We start from the raw sequence: 25,430 nt of genomic DNA on the forward strand, positions 1-25,430 counted from the left end.
GCATGCCACGACGAAGGAGCTACAACCCGCTCACGGAACTGCTCGCCGCAGCTCTGGTGGTGGTGCTCGTCCTCGTCGTGAACCGCTGGCAGTTCTCCCTGGCGGTGCTGCTGCTCGTCGTCCTCCCCGCGATCCTGCTCTCCGGCCGACCTCGGCAGATCGGCGTGGCCGTCGCCGTCGTCGCCGGTCCGCTCCTGATCTCGACGCTGCTGCTGCACGGCCTGTTCTTCCCCGAGGGCACTGACGTGCTCCTCGATCTCGGCGTGGCCCGGGTCACCGGTGAGGGTCTCACGTTCGCCGCGCTCATGGGCCTGCGCATGAGCGTCTTCGCGGGGATCTTCCTGACGGTCGCCATGACGCTCGACGTCCCGCAGCTCCTGGCCACCATGACCCACCGGGGCGTCAGCCGGAAGCTCGTCTTCATCATCGGGTCCGCCGTCGGGCTCATCCCGCACGTCGCCCTCCGCGCAGGGCAGATCACGCGCGCGCAGCAGGCACGCGGTCTCGTGGTGGGGCGCGGGCCGCTGACCCGCGCCCGCGCCCTCCTGGCCGTCACCACGCCGCTGGTGATCGGGCTGCTCGTCGACGCCTCGGAGCGTAACCGCATGCTCGCTGCGCGCGGTTTCTCCTCACCCGGGGTCCGCACGAGCTACGTCGCTGACACCGACTCGCGGCGTCAGCGGATGGCACGCCGGGTGATGCTCGTCGCGGTCGGGCTGTTCTCCGTGCTCTGGCTCGGACGCGAGGTCATCGGATGATTTCCCTCGTCAGCGAGTCCTTCGCCTACGACGACGGCGTGCCGCTCCTCGTGGACCTCGGGCTCTCCGTGCAGGCGGGGGAGTACGTGGTGATCGCCGGTGCGTCCTCCTCCGGGAAGACGACGCTCGCCCGCCTCCTCGCGGGTCAGGCGGGGTCCGAGGCCGGCTGCACGTTCCGTGGGAGCCTCACGCTCGACGGCGAGACCATCCGATTCACCGGCAGCCCCGGGGATCCGCGGATCGACCCCGCCGCCTGGAGTGCGCGCGTGGGGTTCGTGGCCCAGGGCTCCTGGGGGCAACTGTCCATGATGTCGGCCACCGTCGCCGAGGAGATCGCCTTCGGATCCGCCAACCGTGGAGTGGCTCCGGAGGACCTGAGGACCCTCGTCGCGGAGATCGCTGCGGCCATGAACCTCACGGAGCTCCTCGACCGGGATCCGCGCCGGCTCTCCGGAGGCCAGCTCCAGCGCACCATCATCGCGGCGGCCGTGGCCCAGCGCCCGCGGGTGCTGATCCTCGACGAGCCCTTCCAGGGGCTCGACGGCGCCGCCGCGGCCGGAGTCGCCGAGGCCCTCGAGATGCTGCGCGCCGGGGGCACCGCCGTCGTCGTCTGCGAACCGACCCTGCCCCGGACGGCGCCCTCGGACATCCGGGTGGTGGCCCTCGCCGACGGCCGCGCCGTGTTCACCGGACCCCTTGCCGAGACGCGCTGGGCGGGACTGCGCCGGTACGGCATCGGGACGGCGGGGGAGCCACCGCGCCTCCCCGCCCGTCCGCTCATTCGTCCGGCCGTCCTTTCCTCACAGGCCGGGTCCGCGGATCCGCAGACCGTGCCCGACGGATCGGCGCCGGGAGAGGTGGCGGTGGCGATGCGGTCCGTCAGCTTCACCTACCCCTTCGAGCGCGGACGGCTGCTCCGACCCGAGCGACGCGGAGCGGCCGGGTCCGACAGGGCGGCCGGGTCCGACAGGGCGGTGGAGTCCGACAGGGCGGTGGAGTCCGACAGGGCGGCGGGGTCCGACAGGGCAGGCGGGTCCGGAGGAGCGGCCGGGCTCCGCGACGTCGATCTCTCGGTCCGCACGGGCGAGGTCGTGGCGGTGCTCGGCGCCAACGGATCCGGCAAGTCCACGCTGCTGCAGCACCTCAACGGGCTGTGCAGGGCGGACGCCGGGACCGTCGTCGTGGACGGCGTCACAATCGCCCGGCAGCCGACCGGCATCCTGGCCCGGCACGTGGGGTACCTCATCCAGGACACCGACCAGCAGCTGTTCGAGCGCACCGTGCTGCGCGAGGTCTCCTACGGTCCGCTGCTCGCGGGCGAGCGCCGCGCTGCTGCCTCACTCCGGGCGTCAGCAGCGCTCGAGCGGGTGGGGCTGGCTGCGCTGGAGCAGGTACACCCCTACGAGCTCGGGTTCGTCCAGCGGCGCCTCGTGGCCCTCGCCTCCATCATGGCCACCGGCCCGCGCGTGTGGGCGCTCGACGAACCGACCGCGGGCCTCGACGATCCCACCCGCACCCTCATGGCGGAACTCGTCCTCGAGCATGCGTCGACGGGCGGCGCCGTGGTCATGGCCACGCACGACGACGCCTTCGCCGACACCGTCGCCGGCCGCAGCATCCGGCTGGAGCGCGGGCGGGTCACGCCGTCCACGGCGACCGCCGACCTCCCGTGGGAGGCACGGGGCACCTAGGGTTGGGGCATGGACACGCTGAGGGAGAGATTCCGCATCATCCGCTCGGCGGGCGCTGATCTCGCCGTCTTCGAGTACGGCGTGGAGCCCGAACCGGGCACACCGAGCCTGCTGTTGGTGCACGGCTACCCCGACGACCACCGCGTCTACCTGCCCGTGATCCGTGAACTCGCGTCGACGCATCATCTGATCACCTTCGACACGCGGAACGCCGGCCGGTCCAGGACGCTGGGCGGCTCGGGCTTCACCCTGCCGGAGCTCCTCGACGACCTCTTCACGGTGCTCGACGCCGTGGGCGCGCCCGACGGCGTCCGGCTCGTGGGGCACGACTGGGGCTCCATCCAGGGATGGGCCGTGGTGCAGGACGAGCGGGCCGACGGGCTGGTCGTAGACTTCACGAGCATCTCCGGCCCGGACCTCCGGCACTTCTCGCAGTGGCTACGGGCACGCCTCCGTACTCCGCGCCTCGTGCCCGAGGGCGTCGGTCAGGTGCTCCGGAGCTGGTACGTCGCGGCCTTCCAGCTGCCGGTGCTGCCCGAGCTGTTCTGGCGCGCGGTGATGACCCGCCGCTACGAGTTCGCCGCACGGCGCAACGTCGGCAAGGATCCCATCCGGGGGCTGGCCCTCTACCGCGCGAACCTGGGCGGCGCAGTCAGGCTCCCACGGCGTCGGCGCGTGACGCTGCCCGTCCACGTGATCGTGCCGCTGAAGGACCCGTTCCTCTCGCCCCGGCTCGTGGACGGGCTCGAGGACTGGGTGCCCGACCTCACGGTCACCACCGTTCCGGGGGGCCACTGGTGGATCGCGTCGAGGCCGCGGGCGTTCGCCGAACTGCTGGATCCGGCACTCATCGGACGCGACGACGACTGAGCCCGCGTCGACGACGACCGCCTGCCCTGCGACGAGCGGTCTGGGCTGGCAGCAGGCCGTCTGGAGGCGGCCGGGCGCGCCTAGACGTCGAGCAGGGCTCGGATGTCCTCCGCGGTCAGCGCCGAGCTGAAGACGGCGTCGTCGTCCATCACCGAGGTGAACAGCTTCGCCTTCTGCTCCTTCAGCTTCATGACCTTCTCCTCGATGGTGCCCTTGGACACCATGCGGTAGACCATGACGTTCTTGGTCTGGCCGATGCGGTGGGTCCGGTCCACTGCCTGGGCCTCGGACGCAGGGTTCCACCAGGGGTCCAGCAGGAAGCAGTAGTCCGCCTCCGTGAGGTTCAGCCCGAATCCACCGGCCTTGAGGCTGATGAGGAAGACGGGCGCGTCGCCCTCCTTGAAGGAGTCGATCACGTCACCGCGGCTGCGGGTGGATCCGTCGAGGTAGGCGTACGGGATGCCGCGGGCGTCGAGCTGCTCGGCGGCCTTCTTCAGGTAGGACGTGAACTGACTGAACACGAGCGCCCGGTGGCCCTCGGCGATGATGCCCTCCAGGTTCTCGAAGAGCACTTCGAGTTTGGCGGAGGGAACGCCCTCGTGCTCGGGGTCGACGAGCGAGGCGTCGAGGCTGAGCATCCGCAGCAGCGTCAGGGACCGGAAGACGATCATCCGGTTGCGGTTCATGTCCTCGATCAGGCCGAGGAGCTTCTGCCGTTCGCGCTGCAGGTAGGTCTCGTAGATGTGCCGGTGCTCCGGGTGCAGCTCCACCTCGAGGACCTGCTCCTGCTTCGGCGGGAGGTCCGAGGCCACGGCCTCCTTGGTGCGGCGCATCATGAGCGGGCGGATGCGCTTGCGGAGCCGGACGAGCGGCCGGTTGTCGCCGATCTTCTCGATGGGCGTGCGGTAGTCCTCGGTGAACTTGCGGGCCGAGGGGAAGAGGCCCGGCGCCACGATGTCGAACATGGACCACAGCTCCATGAGGTTGTTCTCCATGGGCGTGCCGGTGATCGCGAGCTTGAACGGGGCATCGAAGTCCTTGGCCGCCTGGTGCACCTTGGACGCGCGGTTCTTCACGAACTGGGCCTCGTCGAGCACCAGACCGGCCCACGTGGGCTCCTGGTAGGCCGGGAAGTCGAGCCGGAACAGCGTGTAGGAGGTGATGACGACGTCGGCGCCCCTCACCTGCTCCCGCACGGGCACGCCCGAGGCGCCCTGGGTGTCGGTGACGGTCACCACCTTCAGGCCGGGCGCGAACCGCCGGGCCTCGTTGCCCCAGTTGGGTACCACCGAGGTGGGCGCGACGACGAGGAACGGGGCGTCGATCCCGGTGGTCTCCTGCGCGTGGACCATGAGTGCCAGGGCCTGCAGGGTCTTGCCGAGCCCCATGTCGTCGGCGAGGACCCCGCCGAGCTGGTGCCGCCACAGGAAGGCGAGCCAGCTGAAGCCGTCCGCCTGGTAGGGCCGCATCTCCGCCTGGAGCCCGGCGGGCGCCGGTGTTGCCTCGACGTCGGAGAGTTCCAGGAGACCGCTGACGGCGTCGCGCCAGGACTGCGCCTGCTCCGTCTCCTCGGCGAGGTCCTCGAAGTCCGCCCAGAGCCCCGCCTGGTAGCGGCTGATCTGCAGGCCCGACTCGGGATCCCACTCCGCCAGCGAGCGGGCTTCCTCGATCAGTTCACGGAGCTGGTCGAACACGGGCTGCTCGAGCGAGAGGTACGTGTTGTCCACGAGCTTCAGCTTCTTGCGGCCCTGCGCGAGCGCCCGGAAGATCGAGTCGAAGGGGATGGTGCGGCCACTGACCGTGACCATGACCCCGAGGTCGAACCAGTCCCGGTTGTCCGTCTCGACGGTGCTGACCCGCAGGGTCGGCGTCTCCGTCAGCTCCCGGTAGTCGGGTTTCTCGCCGACCACTTCGATGGAGATACCCGGGAGCGCGGCGAGCTCGGGCAGCACCTCCTCCGCGAACTCGACGGCCTGCATGTCCTGGAGCGTGACCTGCCGGAGCGGCATGCTCCCGAGTACCCGGCGCGCGGCGACGGAGAGGGCGTCCTCGGCGTCGGCGTCGCGGTAGCCGTCATCGCTGCCCGGCCCGCCCCTGCGCAGGGGCCGGCGCTGCACGGCGTCGCCGAGCGGGTAGTCGAAGTGCCAGTCGAGCGACACCGAGCCCTCAAGGCCGTAGGCCGTGACGAGCACGAGGGACGGCGGCTGGATCTCGGGGAGCTCCACGCTGCCGTCACTGCTGTCCACGTCGATCGACTGCCGCAGCTTCGGGTAGTAGTCCTGCAGGAAGAGCGACTTCTCCTCCTCCGGCACCACCACGGGCCGCCCACGCTGCAGCAACTCGATGTCCTTCGCCGTCAGTCGGCGGGACGTCGGCGCGAGCGTGATCGTGTCATCCGGCGCCACGGTGTAGATGCCGTGCGTGCTGATCACGTGGGCGGTGTCGGAGGGGTGCGGCTGCCCGTCGATGTCCAGCGCAGGGCACAGCTGCAGCGACCCGTCCTCGGTCTCCGTCGCGTCCAGCTTGAGGATCGCGCGACCGGCGAGCGCGATGGTGACGGACTTCTTCGATCCGACGAACGCGATGCCGAGGCGCTCCGCCTCCTCGAGCAGTTGCCAGAGGAGGGGGTTGCTGAAGTCGTCGAGGTAGAGCCAGGAGTCATTGTTGCCGAAGTAGTTGACGCCGGTGCCGCGGTGCAGCGCCGGGAACTGGGAGAACCAGCGGTGCTGGTCGGCGTCCAGTTTCAGCCCGTACGTCTGGTAGCTGATGCTGCCCCAGGACAGGTTGTTCTTGATCCACTTGCCCTTGCCGTTCTGGCTCACGGGCCGTACGCCGAGGCGCGTGTTGAGCGTGCGCTGCCCCTGGCGCTCGGCGGCCGACCCCCACCGCTGGACGGCGACCTCCGGGGTCCGGAGTTCGAACTGCAGTCCCAGCGGTGTCAGGGCCGCCGGCGCGGCCGGCTCGAGGTCCCCCTCCAGCAGATCGAGGAGGGACGCCTGCCAGCCGGCGGGCGCCGCCGTGCGCGGTGCGGGGTTGGCCCCGAGCTCCTGCTCGTGCTTCGCGAGGACGTTCTCGGTGTTGCTCTGCAGGGCTGTGGCCGCCACGTGCTTGCAGTCCGCGCCGATGGGGCAGCTGCAGAAGTTCTCGAGGGGGCGGAAGCGGCCGTCACCCTTCACTCCGAGGCGGAGCTTGGTGCGGTACTCGGAAGGGGCGGAACCGCGGACCTTGCCGGTGAGGATCTTGGAGTCGGCGTCCCAGGCGAGCGAGCTGACCGCGCCGTCCTTCGCGTAGGTCTGCCCACGCTGGAACGCCGCACCGCCCACGATCCTGATGATGTCGGTGACATCGACCATGGGGTGAGGCGAAATGGGCATAATTTCATACTCTCACGCGGGGGAGACGCCGCGCCCCGGCCGTGCCCCTGCCCGCGGTATTCGTGGGAGGGTTGCCTGACCCGGGATCGGGCACCCATCCCGCGGCCCGGGACGCGGGATGACTACGGAAGAGGTACGGCGTGTTCGAAGCTCCGAGCATCATCTTCGCGGCAGCCGGCCTCGCCGTCTTCGCCGCAGCCCTGCTGCCCCGGCTGCTGCAGCGGGCGCCGGTGTCCATGCCGATGGTGTTCCTCGCCGCGGGGATCCTCATCTTCAGCTTCGCTCCCGACCTCCCGGATCCGGACCCGCTGGCCTACGGCGACGTCACCCTCCACCTCAGCGAGGTGTGCGTCATCATCTCGCTGATGGGTGCCGGTCTCGCCCTGGACAGGCCCGTAGGGTGGCACCGTTGGTCCACCACGTGGCGCCTGCTCGGCATCGCCATGCCGCTGTGCATCGTCGCGCTCACGCTGATGGGGATGTGGATCCTCGGGCTCGGCGTCGCGTCCGCTCTCCTCATCGCCGCCGCACTGGCTCCCACCGACCCGGTGCTCGCCTCCGAGGTGCAGGTGGGGGAGCCCTCGGAGTCGGAGGAGGAACTCGACGGCGAGGACGAGGTGCGTTTCGGTCTGACCTCCGAAGCGGGCCTGAACGACGGGCTCGCCTTCCCGTTCGTGTACCTGGCGATCCTCCTCAGCACCGTGGGTCTCAGCCCGTCCGCGTGGTTCCCCGAGTGGATCCTGCTCGACGTCCTCTGGCGCATGATCATCGGCTGCGCCTTCGGGTTCGGCATGGGGAAGCTGCTCGGGCGGGTCTTCTTCCGGACGCCGCTGAAGAGCATCCGCCTCGCCAACTACTCGGAGGGCTTCGTGGCGCTCGCCGCGACGTTCCTGACCTACGGCCTCACCGAGGCGGTGGAGGGCTACGGCTTCATCGCGGTGTTCGTCTGCGCCGTCACGATCCGCATGGGAGAACAGACCAACGGCTACCACGGCGTGCTGCACAGCTACATCGAACAGCTCGAGCGGCTCCTGACCGTCGTCGTGCTTGTGCTCCTCGGGGGAGCGGTGGCGCGTGGCCTGTTCGAGGGCCTTCAGATGCTGGAGATCGTGGTGGCCGTCGCGTTCATCCTCCTGGTGAGGCCTCTGACGGCCTGGATCAGCCTGGCCCGCGGCAAGACCGGTCCGCGGGAGCGCGGCGTGCTCGCGTTCTTCGGGGTACGCGGCATCGGTTCGATCTACTACCTGAGCTACGCGCTCTCGAAGGGCGAGTTCGCCGCCGACGAGTCCGCGCTGTGGCGCATCGGCGGGCTCGTGATCGTGCTGTCCATCGTGATCCACGGCATCACCGCGGCTCCCGTGATCAACGCGCTCGACCGTGCACGCGAGAAGCGGGCGCGCGAGCAGGGTGACGAGGCGCAGGCGCCGAACACCGCCGTCTGACACGCTGGACGGACATCGCCGTGGCTCCGGCGATGAACGGGAAGTCCACCGCGGGTGCCGTCAGTGCCGCCGAGCCGCTTCCCGCTCGAGCACGGCGCGAACCGCCAGCCCGCCGACGAGCGCCCAGAACGCGCCGCCGATCCCACCGATCGACAGGCCCGAGGCTGCGAGGAGGAACGTGACGGCCCCGCTCATGCGGCCCTCGGCCTCGCGGAAGGCGGAGGTCACTGCCGTCGCCATGGTGCCGATGAGCGCCAGGCCGGCAACGGCCTCCACGAGCCCCGGGGGCGCCGCGCCCACGACGACGACGAGCGCCCCCGAGCCCGCTGCCAGCACCAGGTAGGTCAACCCCGCCGTGAGCGCGGCTACCCACCGGCGGTCCTTGTCCGCTCCTGCCCCCTCGCCCGCGGAGAGGGCCGCGGACAGGGCGGCGAGGTTCACCGCGTGCCCGCCGAAGGGCGCGGCCGCGGCCGTCCCGAGGCCCGTGACGGTGAGCGCGGCCCGCCACGGCGCGCGGTAGCCGAAGGAGGACAGGACGGCGACGCCGGGAAGGTTCTGTGACGCCATCGTCACGACGTAGAGCGGCAGGGCTATGCCGATGACGGCACCCGGCTCGAACGTCGGCAGGGTGACGGAGAGCGAGGGCGCCAGGGACGCCGGGTCGATCACCGCTCCGGTGCGGAGGAGATCGACGGCGATGATCACCAACGCTGCGACGAGCGCCAGGGGTACCGCCCAGCGGGGGACCACGGCGGAGGCGACGAGCCAGACCAGGATCACCGGCAGGACCAGCAGCGGGATGGTGCCGAGCGAGCGGAAGGGTGCGAGGCAGAGGGGCAGCAGGACGCCCGCGAGCATGGCCTGCGCGAGGTGCTGGGGAATCCGCGCGACGAGGCGTCCGAGCCAGGGCACCGCCCCGGTCAGCAGGATCAGGAGCGCCGTGACGAGGAAGGCCCCCACCGCGGCGGCCCAGCCGCCGTCGGGCACGGTGGCACCGGCGAGCAGCGCCGCCCCGGGGGTGGACCACGAGAGCGTCACGGGGATCCGGTAGCGCAGCGCCAGCAGGACGATCCCCAGGCCGACGACGGCGGTGAGCGCGAGCAGCCCCGACGCGGCCTGCTCGGCTGTGGCCCCGGTGGCCCGTAGCCCCGCGAGGACCACCGCGAACGACGACGTGAAGCCGACGAGCGCCGTCACCATGCCGGCGAGGACCGGTTCCTGCAGCGGACGCCCGGCGTGGCCGGGATGCACGGATGACGTCATGCGGGGGATCTCATGCCGGAGGCCTCACGCCGGCGGCCCCACGGGGTCGACGTCGGTCCATCAGGTCCATCAGGTCCATCAGGTCTGTCAGGTCCCGCGGACCTGCTCGAGGCGACGCTGGACGGCCTCGAGCTCGTCGCTCAGGTCCTGGAGCCGCGCGGTGTTCTGCTCGACGGCGAGGAGCCGGACGAGGTGGTCCTGGCGCTCGCGGAGCTCTGGTTCGGTGGTCGGAAGGTCGTGAGTGGCCATGGGGCCAGTCTGTCAGAAGGGCCATGACAGGCCGCTGCCCGGGAACGACCGCCGGGGAAATAGAAGCTCCGGTGGCGTCGTTCCTCCAAGAGGCGTGCGGCGTGCCCGTGCGCGCACCGATGTCGAGAGGTTCCCCCATGACTCTTCCCCTGTCCATCCTCGATCTCGCGCAGGTCGCCGAGGGTTCAACGCCCGCGGAGACGTTCGCCGCGAGTGTCACCCTGGCCCAGCACGCGGAGGCGTGGGGCTACCGGCGCATCTGGTACGCGGAGCACCACAACATGGGCAGCATCGCCTCGTCGGCCACGAGCGTGCTGATCGCGCACGTCGCCGCGAGGACGTCGAGCATCCGCCTCGGCTCCGGGGGCGTGATGCTGCCGAACCACTCGCCGCTGACCATCGCCGAGCAGTTCGGCACGCTAGAGAGCCTGTACCCGAAACGGATCGACCTGGGGCTCGGCCGCGCGCCGGGGAGTGACCAGACCACCGCGCGTGCTCTCCGCCGCGATCCCATGGCCGCCGAGAGCTTCCCCCAGGACGTCCTCGAGCTGCAGGGCTACCTCACGGGAGACTCCCGCGTGCCGGGCGTCCAGGCCACGCCGGGACGCGGGACGAACGTGCCGCTGTACATCCTCGGCTCCTCCCTGTTCGGCGCGCGTCTCGCCGCCGTGCTCGGTCTCCCGTTCGCCTTCGCGTCCCACTTCGCGCCGCAGGCCCTGCACGACGCCGCCAGCATCTACCGCCGCGAGTTCACCCCGTCGGCCCAGAACGACGCACCACACTTCATCGCGGGCGTCAACGTGATTGCCGCGGACGACGCGGGCGAGGCGCACCACGAGTTCCACGAGGCGATGCTCCGGCGCGTCACGCTGCTCCTCGGGCGCGGGCAGACGTTCACCCGTGAGGAGCAGGAGGCGATCCTGGCCTCGCCCGGCGGTCAGCACATGGCGGAGATGGCGCGCTACAGCGCCGTGGGGACGCCCGACGTGGTCCGCGACTACCTCGAACGCTTCGCGGCGCAGGTGGGGGCGGACGAGCTGATCGTCGCCACGCAGGCGGGCAGCACGGCCACCTGGCTCCGCTCCTTCGAGCTGCTCTCGGACGCCATGCTGCTCACGGCAGGGGCCCGAACGGCGGCGTGAGCCGACCCGGACGGGACGATCACATGGGCTCTCGGCGAACAAGTTGTGGTCTCTGCTTGCCATGACCCACCTTCGTTTGGTTAAGTGGGGCGTGGTTGTAGTGTTGCGCATTTGTATTTCACGCTGTCCAGCCCTTAGGGGCCGGATGCGTCTCTGAAAAAGCGGACAAGCACGCCGCGACTGGGGCGTTCCGAAAGTCGGATCGCGTCTGAATTTCAGAAGGATAAACAAAAATGGCAACAGGTACCGTGAAGTGGTTCAACGCTGAAAAGGGCTTTGGATTCATTGCTCCCGACGACGGAAGCGCAGACGTGTTCGCACACTTCTCCGCCATCAACGCAAGCGGCTACCGCTCGCTTGATGAGAACCAGAAGGTCAGCTTCGACACCGAGCAGGGCCCCAAGGGTCCTCAGGCGTCGAACATCCAGCCCCTCTAAGGCTCGGATCTTCTCCTAGATTCTTTTCGCGGAAACAGGTCGGACTTCGGTCCGGCCTGTTTTTGCATTAACCGGCGCCAGTGTGACCGCTGGGGGCGCCGACGTCAGTTCAGGCGCCCGCGCTCGCACAGCCCGATGAACGCGCCGAGTTCGGCCAGTGCCGCCGGGGTGGTCGGCATGTGGTGCGTGAGCCACGGTGACCTGATGATGACGGCCCGCCACTGCCCACGCGACACCGCGACGTTGACCCGGTTCCTGTTGAGCAGGAACCCGATGCCGCGAGGGGCCTCCGCCGCGGAGGACGTCGCCATCGTGACGAGCACGACGGCGGCCTGCTGACCCTGGAACCGGTCCACGGTTCCCACGCGCACCTTCCGCAGGCCGGCCACCGCGAGTGCACGCTGCACCAGGTGCACCTGCGCGTTGTAGGCGGCGACCACCAGGATGTCCTCCTCACCGAGGGGCCGCGGCGACGACGCTCCGCCGGTTGCCCCGCCGGTTGCGTCGGTCGCCTCCCCGGACGTCCACGGCGACCCGAGGTGTCGGCGCACCTGCCGCACCACTTCCGCGGCCTCCTCGGGCGAAGAGGTGGTGTTGGACGCGTGCTCCACCTCGACCAGGGCGATCCCCGGGCCCACGCCGTCCAGGTGCCGGCCGCGCGCCGCGGGGGCCGTGGTCAGCCGCCCGTCGTAGGCGAAGGTCGAGACGGCGTCGCACAGCGCGGGGTGCAGGCGCCATGTGTCGGCGAGAAAGTACCCGAGTGTGGGCGGCAGCGTGGCGTGGCCGTCGGACAGCCAGCCCAGGGCCGACTGGTCCACCGGTTCGGGGTGCGTGCCCTGCGAGACCTGGGGGAGCTGTTGCGGGTCCCCGAGGAGCAGGAGCCTGGTGGCGGCCTGCGCGACGGCCAGGGTGTTCGCGAGCGAGAACTGCCCCGCCTCGTCGATGACGAGCAGGTCGAGCGAGGCCGGCGGGATGCTCGAGCCCGTCATCGTCCAGGCCGTCCCACCCACGAGGCAGCCTCCCTCGGAGGCGAGGAGGTGGACGATGTCGGCGTCCGCCCTGCGCGTCCACGGCACCTCCTCCGCGCCCTTGAGCTTCTTCGCGACGACGTGCTCGGGGACGCCCGCCTCCAGCGCGCGGCAGAGCAGGTTGTCGACCACGGCGTGGGACTGCGCCACCACGCCGACCTTCCAGCCGTGACGCACGAGACGCGCGATGACGTCGGCTCCCACGTGGGTCTTGCCGGTACCGGGGGGCCCCTGCACGGCGAGGTAGGAATCCCGGAGTGTCAGCAGGGCCGACGTGATGGCCTGCGCGTAGCCGTCCGGTCCGGGTGGCACCTCGGGGAGCGGGGCGCCGCCGGCGAGCCGGGGAGGCAGCCGGCGGAGGAGATCGAGAGCAGGGCCGTCAGGAACCCCGGGCAACGTCTGACCCACCCGGTCCGCGAGGGCGATCAGTGCCTTCTCGAGGGAGCCTGTCGGGAGGGGCCGGTCGGGCGCCAGGGCCACGGGGAACTCACCGCGTGGCTCGCCGCCCTTCCGCAACTTCTCACGGATCAGGAGCCGGAGGGCACCGCGCTCCTCGGTGAGCCCGGTGACCGCCACGTCGTACCACCCACCGCGGCCCACACCGCTGCTGTCCTCGTCATCGGTGCCCGGGGGCGTGGGCGCATCGTAGATCGCGAAGTGGGTGGACCCAACCTGGGCCTCCACCCCGGGCTGCAGGCGCGTACGTGCGGCGAGCACGCGTACGGGGTTGGACCGCGGGGTGGGTCGCTCCCAGTCCTGCTCCACGCGGACCTCGTCGAGGACCAGGACGTCCCGCGATTCCTCCCAGTCGTGCGGCGGCGCTGCGAGGCGGTCGTAGTGGGACCACCAGAACTGCTTCCGTTCGCGCCGGTGGTAGCCCACCGCGGCGGCGACCATGGCCACCGCCCGCCGGTCGGCCTGCAGCGCCTGCTCGGCGGGGAGTCCGGCGAGGTGGTCGAGCAGGCGGGCCTCCTCCGCCCTGGGCCCGTACGTCGAGGCGTCCTCCTCGGCGAGCGACGTATCGGCGTCGTCGACCTCCCCGGAGACCGGGGAGAGCCGGCCGGACCCGGGGACCAGCGCCAGCAGCCAGTCGCGCAGCCGAAGGGTGGAGAGGCAGTCGTAGCGGTTGTAGTCGCTGATACCCGCCAGCACCCGCGCGGCCAGTGGTTCCTCACCGGCATCGCGCGCAGCGCAGTAGGCGGCGTAGGCGACGACGGAGGCGCCTGCGTCCGTGACGTCACCCGACCGCAGCCGGTCACCCATGTAGAGGGGTTCGAGCTTCTTGATGCTGTAGGAGCGTTCGCTGATACGCAGGCTGTGCCGGACTGTCTCGTACAAGTCCACCAGCACGCCCTCGCGCAGCAGGGTGTCCACGGCGTCCTCCCCGATGACGTGCACCAGGGACAGGCGCCGCAGGGCGCTCTTCTCGTACGCGGCGTAGTGGTAGACGTGCAGGTCCGGGTACCGCTGCCGGCGGGCCGCCACGTACTCGAGGAAGTCGACGAGCGCCGCGCGTTCCTCGGAGCGGCTGTGCGCCCAGAACGGACGGAACGGTGGTTCCGCGTCGCGGTCCTCGGGCTGTTCGACGACCCCGAAGAGGTATTCGAGCCCCCAGGTGCCGTCCACCGGGTCCTGCCACAGCGGGTCCCCCTCGAAGTCGAAGAAGATGTCCCCGTGGCTGGGCGCGGGCAACGAGGCCACGGTGGCGCCGGGCAGCAGACGGTAGGAGACGGTGTGCTCCACGGCGTCGGCGTCCTGGTAGGTCACGGCGCCGTCCACCTCCCCGAGGCCCACCTGCAGGCGCGCCTGCTCGTGGAGGCGCTGCAGGGGAGCGTCCTCCGGGCGGGGGTCCATGGCGGCGAGCGCGTCGATGGTGCTGATGCCCTGACCCCTCAGCTTCGCGCGGCGGTCACCCGTCATGCCCGCGACCAGCAGGAGGTCGCGCGTGGCCGTGACCTGCTCGGAGCAGTAGTCGCAGCGGCCGCAGGCACCGACGTCGGGGCTGTTCCACGCCACGCGGTGCGGCTGCTGCCGGTGTCGGGTGACCAGGTCGAGGAAGCGTGACCGCCGTTCCCGGAACACGGGCAGCAGGTCCGTGAGGCTGTGCATGCTGCGGGAGCGGTCGCCGAGCACCAGCGTGACCTCCGGTGACGTGGGGATGCCGGCGGTGATCAGCTGATCGCCGTACGCGGCGAGCTGGAGCAGGGCACCCACCTTCGCGTGCCGGGCCAGCTTCGTGTCCCAGACCGCGTAGGAGGAATCCGGTTCACGGACGAGGAAGTCGGAGCGGCCGTGGAACGTGCCATCGAAGAATGCCGCCTGGAACACCACCGAGGCTCCGGAGCGGAGGGCGCCGAGGGATTCCTCGTGCTTGGCGGTGAGCGTGGCACGGTCCATCGAGACAGCAGTCTCGACCTCGTACACGCCGCCGCTGGTGCCGGCCGACCAGGAGCCGTGCTCGGCGACGAGCTCCTCGAGGACACGGTGCTCGTGCACGTCGCCGAGGGAGGCCGCGCGCTGCAGCATCTCGTCCGGGGCGAACACCGCCTTCGGCGCACGGCCCAGTTTCTCGTCGAGGATGCGCAGCAGCCGGTACCCACATTCGGACGCCGTGACGAGGTCCGTCGCCGAGAACACGAGATCGGCGTGCGCGGGCGCGGCACCGGCGGCCGGTACGGCCGGTTCGAGGAGGAACATGCGGGCGGGCCCTTCAGCAGTGTGGGAGGTACGAGATGTGCGGGAGGTGTGGACACTACGGGACCACTGAACCACGGGACGCCGACCTTCCTGTGACCAGCGTCTCAGCGATGCACCGTGCGCTTTGCCCCGCGGGCGACGACTTACCCATGTACGACGCATTCAGTCCCATCGTCAGAGAAGGAAACGCATCATGGCCGAGACAGTGACCGCCCAGAAGTCCACCCCGAGCACCGAGTCCGCCGCCGTCCGCAAGGGCCCACTGCAGACCGAGAAGGGCGACACCACCATCGCGGAGGCCGTCGTCCAGAAGCTTGCCGGTGTCGCCACCCGCGAGGTACCCGGCGTCTTCGCCATGGGCAACGCGGCACGCCGCGCCTTCAACCAGATCACCGAGCGCATCCCGGGCTCGCAGACCAACGTCAGCGGTGGCGTGAGCGTCGAGAAGGGCGAGCGCCAGACGGCGATCGACGTCAGCATCGTCGTGGACTACGGCAGCTCGATCGTCGAGGTGAGCGAGAACATCCGCCGCAACGTCGTGAACTCCGTGGAGCGCGCCACGGGGCTCGAGGTCATCGAGGTGAACGTCAACGTCACCGACGTGCACCTGCCGGGTGACGAGGACGACGCCGAGACCTCGGGTCGCGGCACCGAGCTCGAGTAGCACCTCCGTGCGGCGGGCGCTCCGTCCGCCGCACCTTCCTCCCCCTCTCCCATCAGACAGGACAGCATCATGTCGCGCAGCACCATCGGATTGTTCGTAGGTCTCCTCCTGGGGATCGTCGCCGTGTTCGGCGGGTTCCTCCAGTTCATCGCCGTCGTCTTCTTCGCCGCGGTGGGCCTCGCCATCGGCCGCTACCTCGAGGGCAAGCTGGACGTGCAGGACCTCCTGAACCGCCGCAGCTCGAACGGGTGAGCGCCATGAGGAACACCACCGATCCGCAGGCGCCGGATGCGGCGCATCGCGGACACCTCGTCATGAAGGAGAAGGTGCTGCGGAAGATCGCCAGCCAGGCCGCCTCCGAGCTGCCATTCATCGGCGGCAGATCCGGCGGGGTCCTGGGGCTCGGAGCCTCGGGTGACCTGGACGCCAGGCCCAGTGCCGACGTCGAACTCAACGGCACCATCGCGTACGTCTCCCTGACGGTCGCGATGCAGTACCCGGCGCCGCTCCGTGCGGGGTCCGAGGCGCTCCGCCGCCACGTCACGGACGTCCTCGAACGCACGACGGCGGTGCACGTGGGACGTATCGACGTCACCATCGCCTCGCTCGAGAACGGTTCCGCCGGCAAGGGAAGGACGCTCGCATGAGTACCGCATCGGCACACAAGCTGCCCCGCCGGCCCAGCCGGACGCTCCCGGCCACGCTCACAGCCATCGTGCTCGTCGCCGCCGGGGCAGGCCTCGTCTGGCTCGGGGTGTCCGCGCTCACGGGGGACACCTCCCTTGCCGAAGGCGCCCTCTCGACCACCACGGCCGTGACGTGGGGCTCCACCGCCCTCTACGCCGCCGCGGCGGTGGCCGCGGTGATCGGCCTGGTACTCCTGCTGGCGGCGTTGCTGCCGGGGCGGCGCACCGCGCTCACAGCGGGAACCACCTGGCACGGTATGGACGGCACCACGACGGTCATGGGACGCTCCGCCGTCGAACGCCTCGCGACGGCCCGCGCCGAGCGGGTGGACGGCGTCTCGGCCGCCCGCGCCCAGCTTCGGGGCGGACGACTGAAGCTCTCCCTGTCCACGTACCTCGTGTCCACAGGTGAACTCCAGGCCACGGTCAGGGACGTCGTCCAGTCTTCGGTGGACGATCTCGGCCTGAAGCCCGCGCCCAGGGTCAGGGTGCGCGCCAGGACGGAGCACCATGACTGACCTGACCCCGGACCCCACCACCGCGCATCCCGGTACGCCGGACATCATCCCCAGGCACACCCTCGGAAGGAGACGATCATGAGGCAATCACCCGCACGGCTCAACAGGTTCTGGCTCGCCGTCATCGGCCTCGTGCTCCTCATCGGAGCGGCAGCACTCCTCGCAGCCACGCTGGGCCTCCTCGGCTCGGTGGTCCAGGGCGCGCCGACCCCCTCAAGCGGCACGCCGGTGGTCGGGTTCGACCCCGAGGCCACGGCAGCCGCACCCGCACTGCAGGGTGGGCTGGTCGCCGCAGGCGTGATCCTCGCGGTCCTCGGACTGGCGTGGCTCGCCGCACAGGTGCCCCGCCGCCGTCGTGCCCGGGTGTACCGGCTGCACGCCGCCGATGACAACGGCCTCGTGACGCTGAACCCGGCCCTCCTCGAGGGGACCCTGAACGCCGATGTGGAGCAGCTGCCGGACGTACAGAAGGCGAGGAGCGTGCTCCGGGGAAGTGCCGGGGCGCCGGATATCACCATCCGCGCCACGCTGAACCACAGGGCCGAGATCGCGGAGACCGTGGCCTCGATCCGTGGAGGCGCCGTGGAGCGCCTCGCGTCGTCGCTCGAAGCCGTGCCGCGCACGGTGGCCATCATCATCGACGTCTCCACGGCGTCGAGAACCAGGAACGTTACGCAGTAACGCATCGCCGGGGATCCCCCCGGGGACGAGAACGGAACAGGGAAGGACGCATCATGAGCTTCATCGACAAGGCGAAGAACAAGGCCGAGGAACTCGCGGGCAAGGCCAAGGAGGCCGCCGGCGACGCCACGAACAACCAGGACCTCAAGGCGGAGGGCCAGGCCGACCAGGCCTCGGCCACCACCAAGCAGGCCGGCGAGAACGTCAAGGACGCCGCGTCCGACGTGACGAACGCCTTCAAGGGCAAGTAGTCCCGCCGAAAGGGCCCCGGAGCATCGGCTCCGGGGCCTTCTTCATGCCCGGCTTCATGCCCGGCTTCATGCCCGGTTCCATGCCCGGCTCGGTGCCCGGCTCTCTTCCCGGCTCTCTTCCCGGCGATCGTGAGGCCGGGCGGCTGATGGGAGGATGGAACCACCATGCAGAGCCGACCAGGAGGACCGATGAACCCCCGCACCCTGTTCAGGACCGTTGCCGTCGCGGAAGCGATCACGTGGGCGTTCCTGCTGCTGGGCATGTTCTTCAAGTACGTCACGCGCACCACCGAGGCGCTGGTGCCACCCGCCGGAGCGGTGCACGGGTTCGTGTTCCTCTGCTTCGTCCTGACGGTCGCATTCGTCTGGATCAACCAGCGCTGGTCCCCGGTGACGGGCGTGCTCGGCCTCGCCTCCGCCGTCGTCCCCTTCGCCACCATCCCCTACGAGCGCTGGATCGAGCGGAAGGGCCGGCTCGCCGGTTCCTGGCGCCTCGCCCCCGGCGGTGAGCACCCCCGCAACCTCCTGGAGCAGCTGCAGGCATGGGTGCTCCGAGCGCCCCTGACGGCCGTGTTCGTGGCGATCGTCGGGGTCTCCGTGGTGTTCACGGTCCTGCTGCTCATCGGCCCGCCCGGGTCCGCGAGCTGACCGCCGTGAGTGATCTCGCAGGCACCTCCGACGACGAGCGCTTCTTCCTGCACAGCGGCCGCCGCTGGCGGAAGACCGACCCCTCCCTGCCCGACGACGTGAAGGCGCGCCTGATGTCCCACCTCGGGCGCGGACGCTCGGGAGTGCGCAACAGTGCGAAGGGCGACGACGGCGCGGCACTGCCACGGGCACGCCGCACGGTGCAGCTCGCGAAGGAGGGGCTGGGGGAGCGCGGCACGCCGTGGTGGGAGCAGACCGCCGCCCAGCGGAGAGTCCGGTGGACGGGCGCCCTGGAGCAGCTCGAGGCCCTGCAGGCGAGGAACCAGGCGCCGCAACCGCCCGCGGAGCAGGTGCAGGACGACGGCGATGCCTGACCGTCCCTCGGACGAGGATCTGCGCGCGGAGATCCTGCGCATCGCCGAGCAGCGGGGCTGTGATAAGACGCTCTGCCCGTCCGATGCGGCACGCAGCATCGGGGGAGACGCCTGGCGCGACCTCATGCCGGCGGCTCGGCGGATCGCCTTCGGGCTCGCGGACGAGGGCCTCGTCGACGTCACGCAGAAGGGTGAGCGGGTGGAGGCCGACGTGCGCGGGCCCATCCGCATCCGCTGGATCCGTCCGTGACCGACCGCCCTTGCGCCTCCGCGTACATTGGGGCGGTGATCCCCTCGTCCGGACCTGCCGATCTCGCGCCCGTGCCCTACACCTACGCGCAGCGGGTCGCTCCGGCGTCGGCTCTGCTGTTCTGCGCCGGTGCCTGCCCGCTCACGCCCGTGGGCGACGTCGGGGGCAACGGAGCACGCGGGCAGGCGGACCTCGCCCTCGACAACCTCGAAGCCGTCCTCGCCGCATCGGGGGCTGCGCTCGCCGATGTGGTGCAGCTGCGCATCTACGTGGCATCCGCGGAACGGCAGGACCTCGTCGACGTCTGGGACCGGCTGGCCGAGCGGCTCGGAACCCCTGCGCCGCCGAGCACGCTGCTCGGTGTCACCGTTCTCGGCTACCCGGGTCAGCTGGTCGAACTGGAAGCTGTCGCCGCTGTGGGCGCTGAACGCCCGACGCCCGCGTGAGGGAGGTCCGTCCGGCGGTCCTCGCGGAGCTCCTCCGCGAGGGTCTGGGCGCGGAGCTGACCGTGCTGCGGTGCCGCTGGCTGGCCCGGAGGACGGACATCGTGCACTGCGTCGTCTCGACGTCCAACTCGGCGTCGCTCGCGCTGCATGCGGCGCTGGGTTCACCGAGGTGGCGCGTGCGCCGTCCTTCCACGGCCTGACCTTCGCGAGCGGCTCCGGCGCGCTCCTGGTCCGGACGCTCGCCGGCGCTGGTCCGCTTCCGCCGTGAACCGCAGGTCCGAGCCCGTCCGCCGAGGGCGGTGCCGTCTGGATCCACGTGTCCGTGCCGCAGTAGTTTCCGTCGTGCCCCCACCTGGGTGATATCTTCGCCCGTTCTGCGCTGACCATCCACTGCGGCACGAGAAACAAGTCGCAGAAATCCCGTCCCGTCCCTGGTGCTCGGGATCGATGCCCCCGGAGCGGGGAACGCCGAGCACCACTCCATGCAGGTGACACGGGGCTTCTAGGACTCCCTGCCCGAGCGCGTCCGGCGGCACGTCGTGTGCCCAGTTGTCGACGAGCTCACCCCGATCACGCAGAAGCACTCCATCGAGGGCCTGATGATGGGCGAGGCCTGATCCGCTCGCGAGCAGGGCGCGACGGGCGCTCACGAGACATGCGGTGTCACCGCTCCTGATGAGCGTCCACGAGGTCGAGCTCCGATTCGCTCGATGAGTCGATGGGAGCCGGTCGGTAGCGGTAGGTGATGTTCTCATCCTGGACGATGAAGGTCTCCATGCCGCTGCGGGACCAGTGCAGCACGAGCAGGCCGTAGCGTTCGGCAAGTTTCGCCAGTGTCGGGAAGGTGGTGACATCGATGACCGGCCGCCCCTGCGGTGCCGGCATGGGATGCACGCGCACCAGCAACGCGGCATAGCGGCGCCGGATTGCTGCGGCTTCGTCCTCCGGAGTGATCCGGCGGGCCAGGACCGTGAGGATAGTTCCGGTGATGATGGCTGCGGCCAGCAGTACTGCCGAAAGAACGCGAGCTGCTGCAGCGCTGATGCCGACCCCGTTGACGCCGACCGTCCGGGACACGAGCGCCGTCTGCTGCGCGCCGGCGGTGTCCGTGACGGACAGGCTGTCTGCGCCCCCGGGGAGGGTGAGCGCCAGGGGCGCCAGGTCGAGGTTCAGCGCGGGCCGGAACGTTGCTCCCGTTTCGGTGGCCACTTCGGGCACCAGGGCGACCGAGACGGGGCCCATCGGCAGGCCCGCGGCAACCGCACCAGCCTCGGCCCTCGCCTCGAGTGCGTCGAGGTCCAGTTGGATGGTTCCTTCGTGCTCGCTGCCGGTGAAGGTGGCGGGCTCGGAGAGGGGCACGGTCGACTGCCAACCACCCTGCATCGACAGCTCGGCGAGCACGCTCACGGTTCCGGCATCGCCGGAGTAGCTGTAGCGGACATCGACGGTATCGGCACGCGTCCGGAAGATCGGGTCCGGTGACGTTGCGGTGGTGGCATCGTAGGCCGGGCTCTCGCCGACGGCGGCGGTGTAGGAGAAGTCCATGCGCGTGCCGGCTTCGACCAGCGCCGTGGACGGGACCTGCAGGGGGGCGGACCAGGCCAGCGCGCCGAGGCTGACACCGACGACGGCGGACGCGGCGCAGAGGGCGGCAGGAACGCGTAGCGGTGCAGGAAGCATTCCCAGGGGCTGGTACGCGGTTGATGGGCTGGCGGAGTGCTGGGCCATGACTGCTTTCCTTCGCTTGCGCTGTTTCCGTGTGGTCACGGCGCTGCCGGCGGTGACGAGGCCGAAGGCCACCAGGCCGAGGACGGGAGGGCTCGTGAGGGCCCTGAGCCACACGCCGCCCTGGGGGATGTGGAGGACGGCCCGGCCCACGAGGTCTTCACCGCTCGGTTGGATCGGGTCGATGGACTGGTTGTTGTCGCCCTGGAAGATGAACGCGCTGCTGTCGCCGTCGATGATCCGGTGAAGGGCCACCTCATCCTTGTCAGGGAGGTCGTAGGCGGCAATGTCGCCCACTCCGTACGAGGCTGCGCGCGCGACGACGACGAGATCGCCCTCGTGGTAGACGGGGTTCATGCTGATGCCGTGGGTGATGACCACTGCGGCTTGACCACTGACCAGCACAAGCGCTGCGCATGTCGCCACGGCAGCGAGCAACACGAGCCCGACATTGCTCAGTCTCTGCATCAAGGGTGTAGCCACCGATTACCCCCAGGGACTCGGGTAGTTCGTTCTGCACGTGACGATGTGGCGGACAACGGGATGGGTGACCGGCCCTTCGGGGCCGGTCAACCAATTAGCCGCTACGAAGCGACGGTGACGGTAGCGTTCGTGACGCCGGTCTGGCTCGTACCCGTGGCTGCGTTACAGGTCGACGCGTTGGCCGTCACGGCCGTGCAGGTGAAGATAGCGGCGTCGCCGCCGGCCAGGGCCAGCGTGACGGCTTTGCCGTTAGCGCCCTCCGCGAAGGTCAGTGTCACCTGATTGACGGCCGTCTTCGTCGTGTTGTCGACAAATCCGTACTGCAGATTGGTGAGTGTTGCGCCGGTGACAGCCTGCGACACCGTGCCGCCGATGAACTGAGCGCTTGCCGCGGCGCCCGAGGTGCTGAGACCGGTGCCGGTGAAGGCGGAACCGGCAGCGACAGCGAGACCGGTGACGGACAGGGCGGTGATGATCTTTGCGGACTTACGCATGACAGGGCCTCTTTCTAATGAGAATCCGGCACCCGGGACGGGGCGCCGTCGTGGCTGTAATTCCAGCTACAGCAACATGTCGAAGAGCAGGATCCACACGATCTGGGGACTGGCTTCCCTCGACGAGCACCAACGTAGTAGCGAGTTTGCCTTGCGTTCATCTTCCTTGCCCTAGCCTGCGCTGATCCTTGTCGACCGGCACAGAATCAGCGTTGATCCTTACCTCACGATCGTCATTGGTGGCGCAAAAGCTCGGAATTCGACCAGCCCTTCGCCGCGCGAGGAACGGAGGACCAGCGGCACGGCTGTGCCACGCAGTGCGCACGACGACGGTGGCACTCGAAGTGAGTGCCGCCGTCGTCGTTCGTTGTCCCGGGGTCGCGCGGCTAGCGGGCGGCGAGCTCGGGGTAGTGGAGCTCGGTGACGTCCGGGTGGGCACGCAGGCGGCCCTTCAGCATGTTCGAGCCGTAGGAGGAGAGCATGGGGTTGTCGGGGTCGTCGGAGAGACCGCGCGCCGCGGCGCGGAGGTCCTCGGTCAAGGGAACCGGCTCGATCACGGCATCGAGCCGCGGCGACCAGAAGAACGGGATGGCGTAACGGTCCACCCCGGGGGCGGGCGCTGTGACGCGGTGGATGGTCGCGGCGAGGTAGCCCTCGGTGGCGACCTCGAGCATCTCGCCCAGGTTGACGACGAGCGCCCCCGGGATGGGCGTCACCGGCACCCATTCGGTGGTTCCGTGCGGCAGCACCTCGAGGCCGCCCACCTCGTCCTGCAGGAGGAGTGTCACGAAGCCGTAGTCGGCATGGGAGCCCACGCCCTGGGAGCCGGCACCCTCGACGACGCCGCCGACGTAGTGCACGAGTTTGGCCATCCATGCAGGAGTCCCCTCGAAGGGCTCCGCGAAGTAGTCCTCGGGGAGGTGGAGGGCCACGGCGATCGCGGAGAGCAGTTCGGCGCCCACCGAGGACATCAGGGCCGCCCACTCCATGGCTCGGTGCTCGAGCTCGGGAAGGGTGTGGCGGGGCCACAGGTTCGGGCCCTGCAGGAGCCAGAACGGCTCGTCCGCGGGGTAGTCCGCTACGGGTTCGCGCTCCGGGGAGAAGTCGATCTGCTCGCGGGCGTCCGGGCGGCCACGGGTGATCTCCGTCCCGAGACCCGCGTAGCCGCGGAAGTGGGGCGAGGTGCGGTTGTGGATGGCCAGGCGTTCCTCGAGGGGGAGGTCGAAGAAGCGGCGCGTGATGGAGAACAGGTCGTCCACCTGGGTGGGGGCGGCGCCGTAGTTCACGATGTGGAAGAAGCCGACCGTGTGCGCGGCGTCGCGCAGGGCCTCGATGAAGTCGGGGGAGAAGGTGCCGTCGGCGGATCGCGCCGTGCTGAGGTCGAGGGTGGGGATGCTTCCCTGTGTGTGCTGCATTCCGGCGAGGCTACGCCCGGTGGCCGGGCCCCCTCACGTTTGCATTACGCCGTATTGCACTTGCCGGGGTACTGCCCGTGAGCGGGGGTGCCTCGCGGTGGGACAGGGAGGTGTACCGTCCCCGGTGCCGGTGATCAACATACGGAGACGGCGCATGCACGCCGCCGGTGCAGCGCCTAGGTTGAAGGAGTACCCGACCCCGCACCGGAAGGCATCCCCATGATTTTCATCGTCGTCAAGTTCACCCTGAAGCCGGAGTGGAGCGAGCGCTGGATCGAGCACACCCGCGACTTCACGGAGGCGACCCGCCAGGAACCGGGCAACCTGTGGTTCGAGTGGTCGCGCAGCGTCGAGGATCCCCACACCTTCGTGCTCGTCGAGGCCTTCCAGGACGACGCCGCCGAGGCCCACGTGAACAGCGACCACTTCTCGCAGGCCATGCAGGACATGCCGCAGGCGCTGGTGGAGACACCGCAGATCATCAGCGAACGCATCGCCGCGGAGGGCTGGGGCCGCATGGGTGAGCTGACTGTCGCCTGATCCGGACGCGGTCCGGGGGTTCCGTCCATCCGTCCTCGTCCTCAACGGCGGATCGAGTGCGGGCACGTCGTCGATCGCACGCGCGCTCCAGGAGATCCTCCCGGGACCGTGGTTGACCTTCGGGGTGGACACGTTCATCGACGCCCTTCCCGGACGGGGCGAGCACGCTGCATCCGGTATCACGTTTCACCGGGATGGGAGTATCACCTTCACCGAGGAGCACAGGCGGCTCGAACGCTGCTGGTACGCGGGACTCCGCGCGATGGCAGCCGCCGGAGCTCCGCTGATCCTCGACGAGGTGCTGCTCTCCGGCGGTGCCGGGCAGGAGCGGCTCCGCTCGCTGTTCGGGGCCGAGGGCGTCGTGTGGGTGGGCGTGCACTGCGCCCCCGAGGTCGCTGCTGCACGGGAGGCCGACCGCCCCGACCGCGTCGCGGGCATGGCGAGGCGGCAGGCGCTGAGCGTGCACGACGACGTGAGCTACGACCTCGCCGTCGACACGACGGACCGTTCCCCGGAGGCGTGCGCGGTGGACATCGCGCGGTTCCTCGGGACTGTCCCTGCAGCCTCGGATCCGATCGCGGCCCCCGGACCGCGCCTACCGCCCGTACAGTGACCGGATGCCCGCCACAGCAGACAGTGCCTCCTCAGCTCACGAGCTCCCGCCGTCGGCCCTGACCGGAGGCGGGTCCGACGACGCCGTCCGGGACACCGCCGAGCACACCGCTCGCGGCGTGGTCACCCTCCGGTACCTGACCGCGACGGACGAGCCCGTCATCGCCGTCGCGCAGCAGGAACTCGCGGCGGAGGGCTTCGAGTTCCTCTTCGGGTACCGGCCGGGGAAACCCTGGGAGCAGTACCTCGACGAACTGGACCGGGAGCGGCGGGGCCAGGATCTGCGCCCCGGTCGTGTTGCGGCGTCCTACTTCGTGGCCGAGGTGTCCGGCGAGGTGGTGGGCCACGTCTCGATCCGCCACTCCCTCAACCCCTTCCTGGAGGCGGTCGGCGGGCACATCGGCTACGCGGTGCGCCCGCACGCCCGTCGCCGCGGCTACGCGACGCAGATCCTGGACCTGTCACTCGTGGAGGCGCACGATTCCGGATCGGGAGGGCGCTCGTGACCTGCGATCCGGACAATGACGGCTCGCGAACCGTCATCGAGCGGTGCGGTGGGGTGCTCGACGAGGACGCAGGGCCCTTCCCGGCTGCGGCGGCGAGATTGCGCTACTGGATAGCCACCGGCCGCTGATCCCATCCGTGGGGAGCCCGGTACGGAGGTGCGTCCGCGCGGCGAAACGTGGAGTTCA

The 25,430-nt window shown here is 70.2% G+C and carries 28 protein-coding genes; 21 read left to right on the plus strand and 7 right to left on the minus strand.

What is annotated here, in order from left to right; all coding sequences use genetic code 11:
• Positions 1 to 2: 2 nt before the first annotated feature.
• Genes AC4D16_RS09210 through AC4D16_RS09220 form a run of 3 tightly spaced genes read left to right on the plus strand, consistent with a single transcriptional unit; the run spans position 3 to position 3,319 of the window.
• Positions 3 to 758, plus strand: coding sequence for an energy-coupling factor transporter transmembrane component T (locus tag AC4D16_RS09210; RefSeq protein ID WP_490950536.1), 756 nt, complete (start codon positions 3 to 5; stop codon positions 756 to 758).
• Positions 755 to 2,449 (plus strand): ABC transporter ATP-binding protein, encoded by a 1,695-nt coding sequence (locus AC4D16_RS09215; protein WP_490954754.1) that lies wholly within the window; start codon positions 755 to 757, stop codon positions 2,447 to 2,449. Before AC4D16_RS09210 ends, AC4D16_RS09215 begins: the two co-directional genes overlap by 4 nt.
• A 9-nt stretch (positions 2,450 to 2,458) precedes the next feature.
• Entirely contained in the window at positions 2,459 to 3,319 is an 861-nt protein-coding gene (locus AC4D16_RS09220; protein ID WP_490954755.1) for an alpha/beta fold hydrolase, read from the plus strand.
• Positions 3,320 to 3,399: 80 nt separating this feature from the next.
• Here the strand turns inward: AC4D16_RS09220 and AC4D16_RS09225 are convergent, their stop codons facing one another.
• Complete coding sequence (locus AC4D16_RS09225) at positions 3,400 to 6,672, minus strand: DEAD/DEAH box helicase (RefSeq protein WP_490954756.1); 3,273 nt, start codon at positions 6,670 to 6,672, stop codon at positions 3,400 to 3,402.
• 161 nt (positions 6,673 to 6,833) lie between these two features.
• Here AC4D16_RS09225 and AC4D16_RS09230 point away from each other — a divergent pair, with 161 nt between their 5' ends.
• Positions 6,834 to 8,135 carry a cation:proton antiporter gene (locus AC4D16_RS09230; protein WP_490950532.1) on the plus strand — a complete coding sequence of 434 codons (1,302 nt, stop codon included), beginning with the start codon at positions 6,834 to 6,836 and terminating at the stop codon, positions 8,133 to 8,135.
• Positions 8,136 to 8,195: 60 nt separating this feature from the next.
• Here the strand turns inward: AC4D16_RS09230 and AC4D16_RS09235 are convergent, their stop codons facing one another.
• Entirely contained in the window at positions 8,196 to 9,398 is a 1,203-nt protein-coding gene (locus AC4D16_RS09235; RefSeq protein WP_490954757.1) for a benzoate/H(+) symporter BenE family transporter, read from the minus strand.
• An 87-nt stretch (positions 9,399 to 9,485) separates the two neighbouring features.
• Entirely contained in the window at positions 9,486 to 9,647 is a 162-nt protein-coding gene (locus tag AC4D16_RS09240; RefSeq protein WP_490954758.1) for a hypothetical protein, read from the minus strand.
• 137 nt (positions 9,648 to 9,784) lie between these two features.
• On the opposite strand from AC4D16_RS09240, the gene AC4D16_RS09245 reads away from it, so the two are divergent.
• Positions 9,785 to 10,789 (plus strand): LLM class flavin-dependent oxidoreductase, encoded by a 1,005-nt coding sequence (locus AC4D16_RS09245; RefSeq protein WP_490954759.1) that lies wholly within the window; start codon positions 9,785 to 9,787, stop codon positions 10,787 to 10,789.
• 233 nt (positions 10,790 to 11,022) lie between these two features.
• A complete protein-coding gene (locus AC4D16_RS09250) occupies positions 11,023 to 11,226 on the plus strand; it encodes a cold-shock protein (protein ID WP_026533290.1) in 204 nt (67 codons plus the stop codon).
• 104 nt (positions 11,227 to 11,330) lie between these two features.
• On the opposite strand, the gene AC4D16_RS09255 is transcribed toward AC4D16_RS09250, so the two are convergent.
• Complete coding sequence (locus AC4D16_RS09255; protein WP_490954760.1) at positions 11,331 to 14,951, minus strand: TM0106 family RecB-like putative nuclease; 3,621 nt, start codon at positions 14,949 to 14,951, stop codon at positions 11,331 to 11,333.
• 193 nt (positions 14,952 to 15,144) lie between these two features.
• Between AC4D16_RS09255 and AC4D16_RS09260 the strand changes: the two genes are divergently transcribed.
• From AC4D16_RS09260 to AC4D16_RS09310, 11 genes are all read left to right on the plus strand, one after another.
• Entirely contained in the window at positions 15,145 to 15,615 is a 471-nt protein-coding gene (locus AC4D16_RS09260; RefSeq protein ID WP_490954761.1) for an Asp23/Gls24 family envelope stress response protein, read from the plus strand.
• A 69-nt stretch (positions 15,616 to 15,684) separates the two neighbouring features.
• Positions 15,685 to 15,867, plus strand: coding sequence for a DUF2273 domain-containing protein (locus AC4D16_RS09265; protein ID WP_490954762.1), 183 nt, complete (start codon positions 15,685 to 15,687; stop codon positions 15,865 to 15,867).
• A 5-nt stretch (positions 15,868 to 15,872) separates the two neighbouring features.
• A complete protein-coding gene (locus AC4D16_RS09270) occupies positions 15,873 to 16,262 on the plus strand; it encodes an Asp23/Gls24 family envelope stress response protein (protein WP_490954763.1) in 390 nt (129 codons plus the stop codon).
• Positions 16,259 to 16,819 carry a DUF6286 domain-containing protein gene (locus AC4D16_RS09275; protein ID WP_490950524.1) on the plus strand — a complete coding sequence of 187 codons (561 nt, stop codon included), beginning with the start codon at positions 16,259 to 16,261 and terminating at the stop codon, positions 16,817 to 16,819. The genes AC4D16_RS09270 and AC4D16_RS09275 overlap by 4 nt, the downstream gene beginning before the upstream one ends.
• A 78-nt stretch (positions 16,820 to 16,897) precedes the next feature.
• Positions 16,898 to 17,500: a hypothetical protein gene (locus AC4D16_RS09280; protein WP_490954764.1), complete on the plus strand. Its 603-nt coding sequence runs from the start codon at positions 16,898 to 16,900 to the stop codon at positions 17,498 to 17,500.
• A gap of 53 nt (positions 17,501 to 17,553) precedes the next feature.
• On the plus strand, positions 17,554 to 17,751 hold the full coding sequence (locus tag AC4D16_RS09285) for a CsbD family protein (protein ID WP_490954765.1): 198 nt from the start codon (positions 17,554 to 17,556) through the stop codon (positions 17,749 to 17,751).
• 189 nt (positions 17,752 to 17,940) lie between these two features.
• Positions 17,941 to 18,399, plus strand: coding sequence for a DUF3817 domain-containing protein (locus AC4D16_RS09290; protein ID WP_490954766.1), 459 nt, complete (start codon positions 17,941 to 17,943; stop codon positions 18,397 to 18,399).
• 5 nt (positions 18,400 to 18,404) lie between these two features.
• Positions 18,405 to 18,773: a 2-polyprenylphenol hydroxylase gene (locus AC4D16_RS09295; RefSeq protein ID WP_490954767.1), complete on the plus strand. Its 369-nt coding sequence runs from the start codon at positions 18,405 to 18,407 to the stop codon at positions 18,771 to 18,773.
• Positions 18,766 to 19,023, plus strand: a complete 258-nt coding sequence (locus AC4D16_RS09300; RefSeq protein WP_490954768.1) for a DUF3253 domain-containing protein — start codon at positions 18,766 to 18,768, stop codon at positions 19,021 to 19,023. Before AC4D16_RS09295 ends, AC4D16_RS09300 begins: the two co-directional genes overlap by 8 nt.
• A gap of 35 nt (positions 19,024 to 19,058) precedes the next feature.
• On the plus strand, positions 19,059 to 19,469 hold the full coding sequence (locus tag AC4D16_RS09305; RefSeq protein ID WP_490954769.1) for a RidA family protein: 411 nt from the start codon (positions 19,059 to 19,061) through the stop codon (positions 19,467 to 19,469).
• Positions 19,466 to 19,669: a hypothetical protein gene (locus tag AC4D16_RS09310; RefSeq protein WP_490954770.1), complete on the plus strand. Its 204-nt coding sequence runs from the start codon at positions 19,466 to 19,468 to the stop codon at positions 19,667 to 19,669. The genes AC4D16_RS09305 and AC4D16_RS09310 overlap by 4 nt, the downstream gene beginning before the upstream one ends.
• A gap of 463 nt (positions 19,670 to 20,132) precedes the next feature.
• Here the strand turns inward: AC4D16_RS09310 and AC4D16_RS09315 are convergent, their stop codons facing one another.
• The 3 genes from AC4D16_RS09315 to AC4D16_RS09325 form a co-directional block, all read right to left on the minus strand.
• A complete protein-coding gene (locus tag AC4D16_RS09315; RefSeq protein WP_490954771.1) occupies positions 20,133 to 21,662 on the minus strand; it encodes a signal peptidase I in 1,530 nt (509 codons plus the stop codon).
• A 116-nt stretch (positions 21,663 to 21,778) separates the two neighbouring features.
• A complete protein-coding gene (locus AC4D16_RS09320; RefSeq protein ID WP_490954772.1) occupies positions 21,779 to 22,171 on the minus strand; it encodes a hypothetical protein in 393 nt (130 codons plus the stop codon).
• Positions 22,172 to 22,557: 386 nt separating this feature from the next.
• The gene (locus AC4D16_RS09325) at positions 22,558 to 23,586 is read right to left on the minus strand and encodes an isopenicillin N synthase family dioxygenase (RefSeq protein ID WP_490950515.1); all 1,029 of its coding nucleotides are present in this window, start codon (positions 23,584 to 23,586) and stop codon (positions 22,558 to 22,560) included.
• Between the two features lie 219 nt (positions 23,587 to 23,805).
• On the opposite strand from AC4D16_RS09325, the gene AC4D16_RS09330 reads away from it, so the two are divergent.
• The 4 genes from AC4D16_RS09330 to AC4D16_RS09345 are packed head-to-tail and all read left to right on the plus strand — an operon-like array spanning position 23,806 to position 25,372.
• The gene (locus tag AC4D16_RS09330) at positions 23,806 to 24,126 is read left to right on the plus strand and encodes a putative quinol monooxygenase (RefSeq protein WP_490954773.1); all 321 of its coding nucleotides are present in this window, start codon (positions 23,806 to 23,808) and stop codon (positions 24,124 to 24,126) included.
• A complete protein-coding gene (locus AC4D16_RS09335; RefSeq protein WP_490955180.1) occupies positions 24,116 to 24,739 on the plus strand; it encodes a chloramphenicol phosphotransferase CPT family protein in 624 nt (207 codons plus the stop codon). The genes AC4D16_RS09330 and AC4D16_RS09335 overlap by 11 nt, the downstream gene beginning before the upstream one ends.
• Positions 24,740 to 24,743: 4 nt before the next feature.
• Positions 24,744 to 25,244 (plus strand): GNAT family N-acetyltransferase, encoded by a 501-nt coding sequence (locus tag AC4D16_RS09340; RefSeq protein ID WP_490954774.1) that lies wholly within the window; start codon positions 24,744 to 24,746, stop codon positions 25,242 to 25,244.
• Positions 25,241 to 25,372, plus strand: coding sequence for a hypothetical protein (locus AC4D16_RS09345; RefSeq protein WP_490954775.1), 132 nt, complete (start codon positions 25,241 to 25,243; stop codon positions 25,370 to 25,372). Before AC4D16_RS09340 ends, AC4D16_RS09345 begins: the two co-directional genes overlap by 4 nt.
• The last annotated feature ends 58 nt before the right edge of the window (positions 25,373 to 25,430 follow it).

Source organism: Arthrobacter sp. TJ-236, from assembly GCF_058269235.1.

Coding starts and splice junctions, on each gene's coding strand:
- AC4D16_RS09250 (WP_026533290.1), top strand. CDS start 11,023: ATGGCAACAGGTACCGTGAAGTGGTTCAACGCTGAAAAGGGCTTTGGA.
- AC4D16_RS09270 (WP_490954763.1), top strand. CDS start 15,873: ATGAGGAACACCACCGATCCGCAGGCGCCGGATGCGGCGCATCGCGGA.
- AC4D16_RS09325 (WP_490950515.1), bottom strand. CDS start 23,586: ATGCAGCACACACAGGGAAGCATCCCCACCCTCGACCTCAGCACGGCG.
- AC4D16_RS09225 (WP_490954756.1), bottom strand. CDS start 6,672: ATGGTCGATGTCACCGACATCATCAGGATCGTGGGCGGTGCGGCGTTC.
- AC4D16_RS09285 (WP_490954765.1), top strand. CDS start 17,554: ATGAGCTTCATCGACAAGGCGAAGAACAAGGCCGAGGAACTCGCGGGC.
- AC4D16_RS09330 (WP_490954773.1), top strand. CDS start 23,806: ATGATTTTCATCGTCGTCAAGTTCACCCTGAAGCCGGAGTGGAGCGAG.
- AC4D16_RS09265 (WP_490954762.1), top strand. CDS start 15,685: ATGTCGCGCAGCACCATCGGATTGTTCGTAGGTCTCCTCCTGGGGATC.
- AC4D16_RS09280 (WP_490954764.1), top strand. CDS start 16,898: ATGAGGCAATCACCCGCACGGCTCAACAGGTTCTGGCTCGCCGTCATC.
- AC4D16_RS09255 (WP_490954760.1), bottom strand. CDS start 14,951: ATGTTCCTCCTCGAACCGGCCGTACCGGCCGCCGGTGCCGCGCCCGCG.
- AC4D16_RS09315 (WP_490954771.1), bottom strand. CDS start 21,662: ATGCAGAGACTGAGCAATGTCGGGCTCGTGTTGCTCGCTGCCGTGGCG.
- AC4D16_RS09300 (WP_490954768.1), top strand. CDS start 18,766: ATGCCTGACCGTCCCTCGGACGAGGATCTGCGCGCGGAGATCCTGCGC.
- AC4D16_RS09245 (WP_490954759.1), top strand. CDS start 9,785: ATGACTCTTCCCCTGTCCATCCTCGATCTCGCGCAGGTCGCCGAGGGT.
- AC4D16_RS09235 (WP_490954757.1), bottom strand. CDS start 9,398: ATGACGTCATCCGTGCATCCCGGCCACGCCGGGCGTCCGCTGCAGGAA.
- AC4D16_RS09290 (WP_490954766.1), top strand. CDS start 17,941: ATGAACCCCCGCACCCTGTTCAGGACCGTTGCCGTCGCGGAAGCGATC.
- AC4D16_RS09215 (WP_490954754.1), top strand. CDS start 755: ATGATTTCCCTCGTCAGCGAGTCCTTCGCCTACGACGACGGCGTGCCG.
- AC4D16_RS09340 (WP_490954774.1), top strand. CDS start 24,744: ATGCCCGCCACAGCAGACAGTGCCTCCTCAGCTCACGAGCTCCCGCCG.
- AC4D16_RS09240 (WP_490954758.1), bottom strand. CDS start 9,647: ATGGCCACTCACGACCTTCCGACCACCGAACCAGAGCTCCGCGAGCGC.
- AC4D16_RS09260 (WP_490954761.1), top strand. CDS start 15,145: ATGGCCGAGACAGTGACCGCCCAGAAGTCCACCCCGAGCACCGAGTCC.
- AC4D16_RS09275 (WP_490950524.1), top strand. CDS start 16,259: ATGAGTACCGCATCGGCACACAAGCTGCCCCGCCGGCCCAGCCGGACG.
- AC4D16_RS09210 (WP_490950536.1), top strand. CDS start 3: ATGCCACGACGAAGGAGCTACAACCCGCTCACGGAACTGCTCGCCGCA.
- AC4D16_RS09220 (WP_490954755.1), top strand. CDS start 2,459: ATGGACACGCTGAGGGAGAGATTCCGCATCATCCGCTCGGCGGGCGCT.
- AC4D16_RS09320 (WP_490954772.1), bottom strand. CDS start 22,171: ATGCGTAAGTCCGCAAAGATCATCACCGCCCTGTCCGTCACCGGTCTC.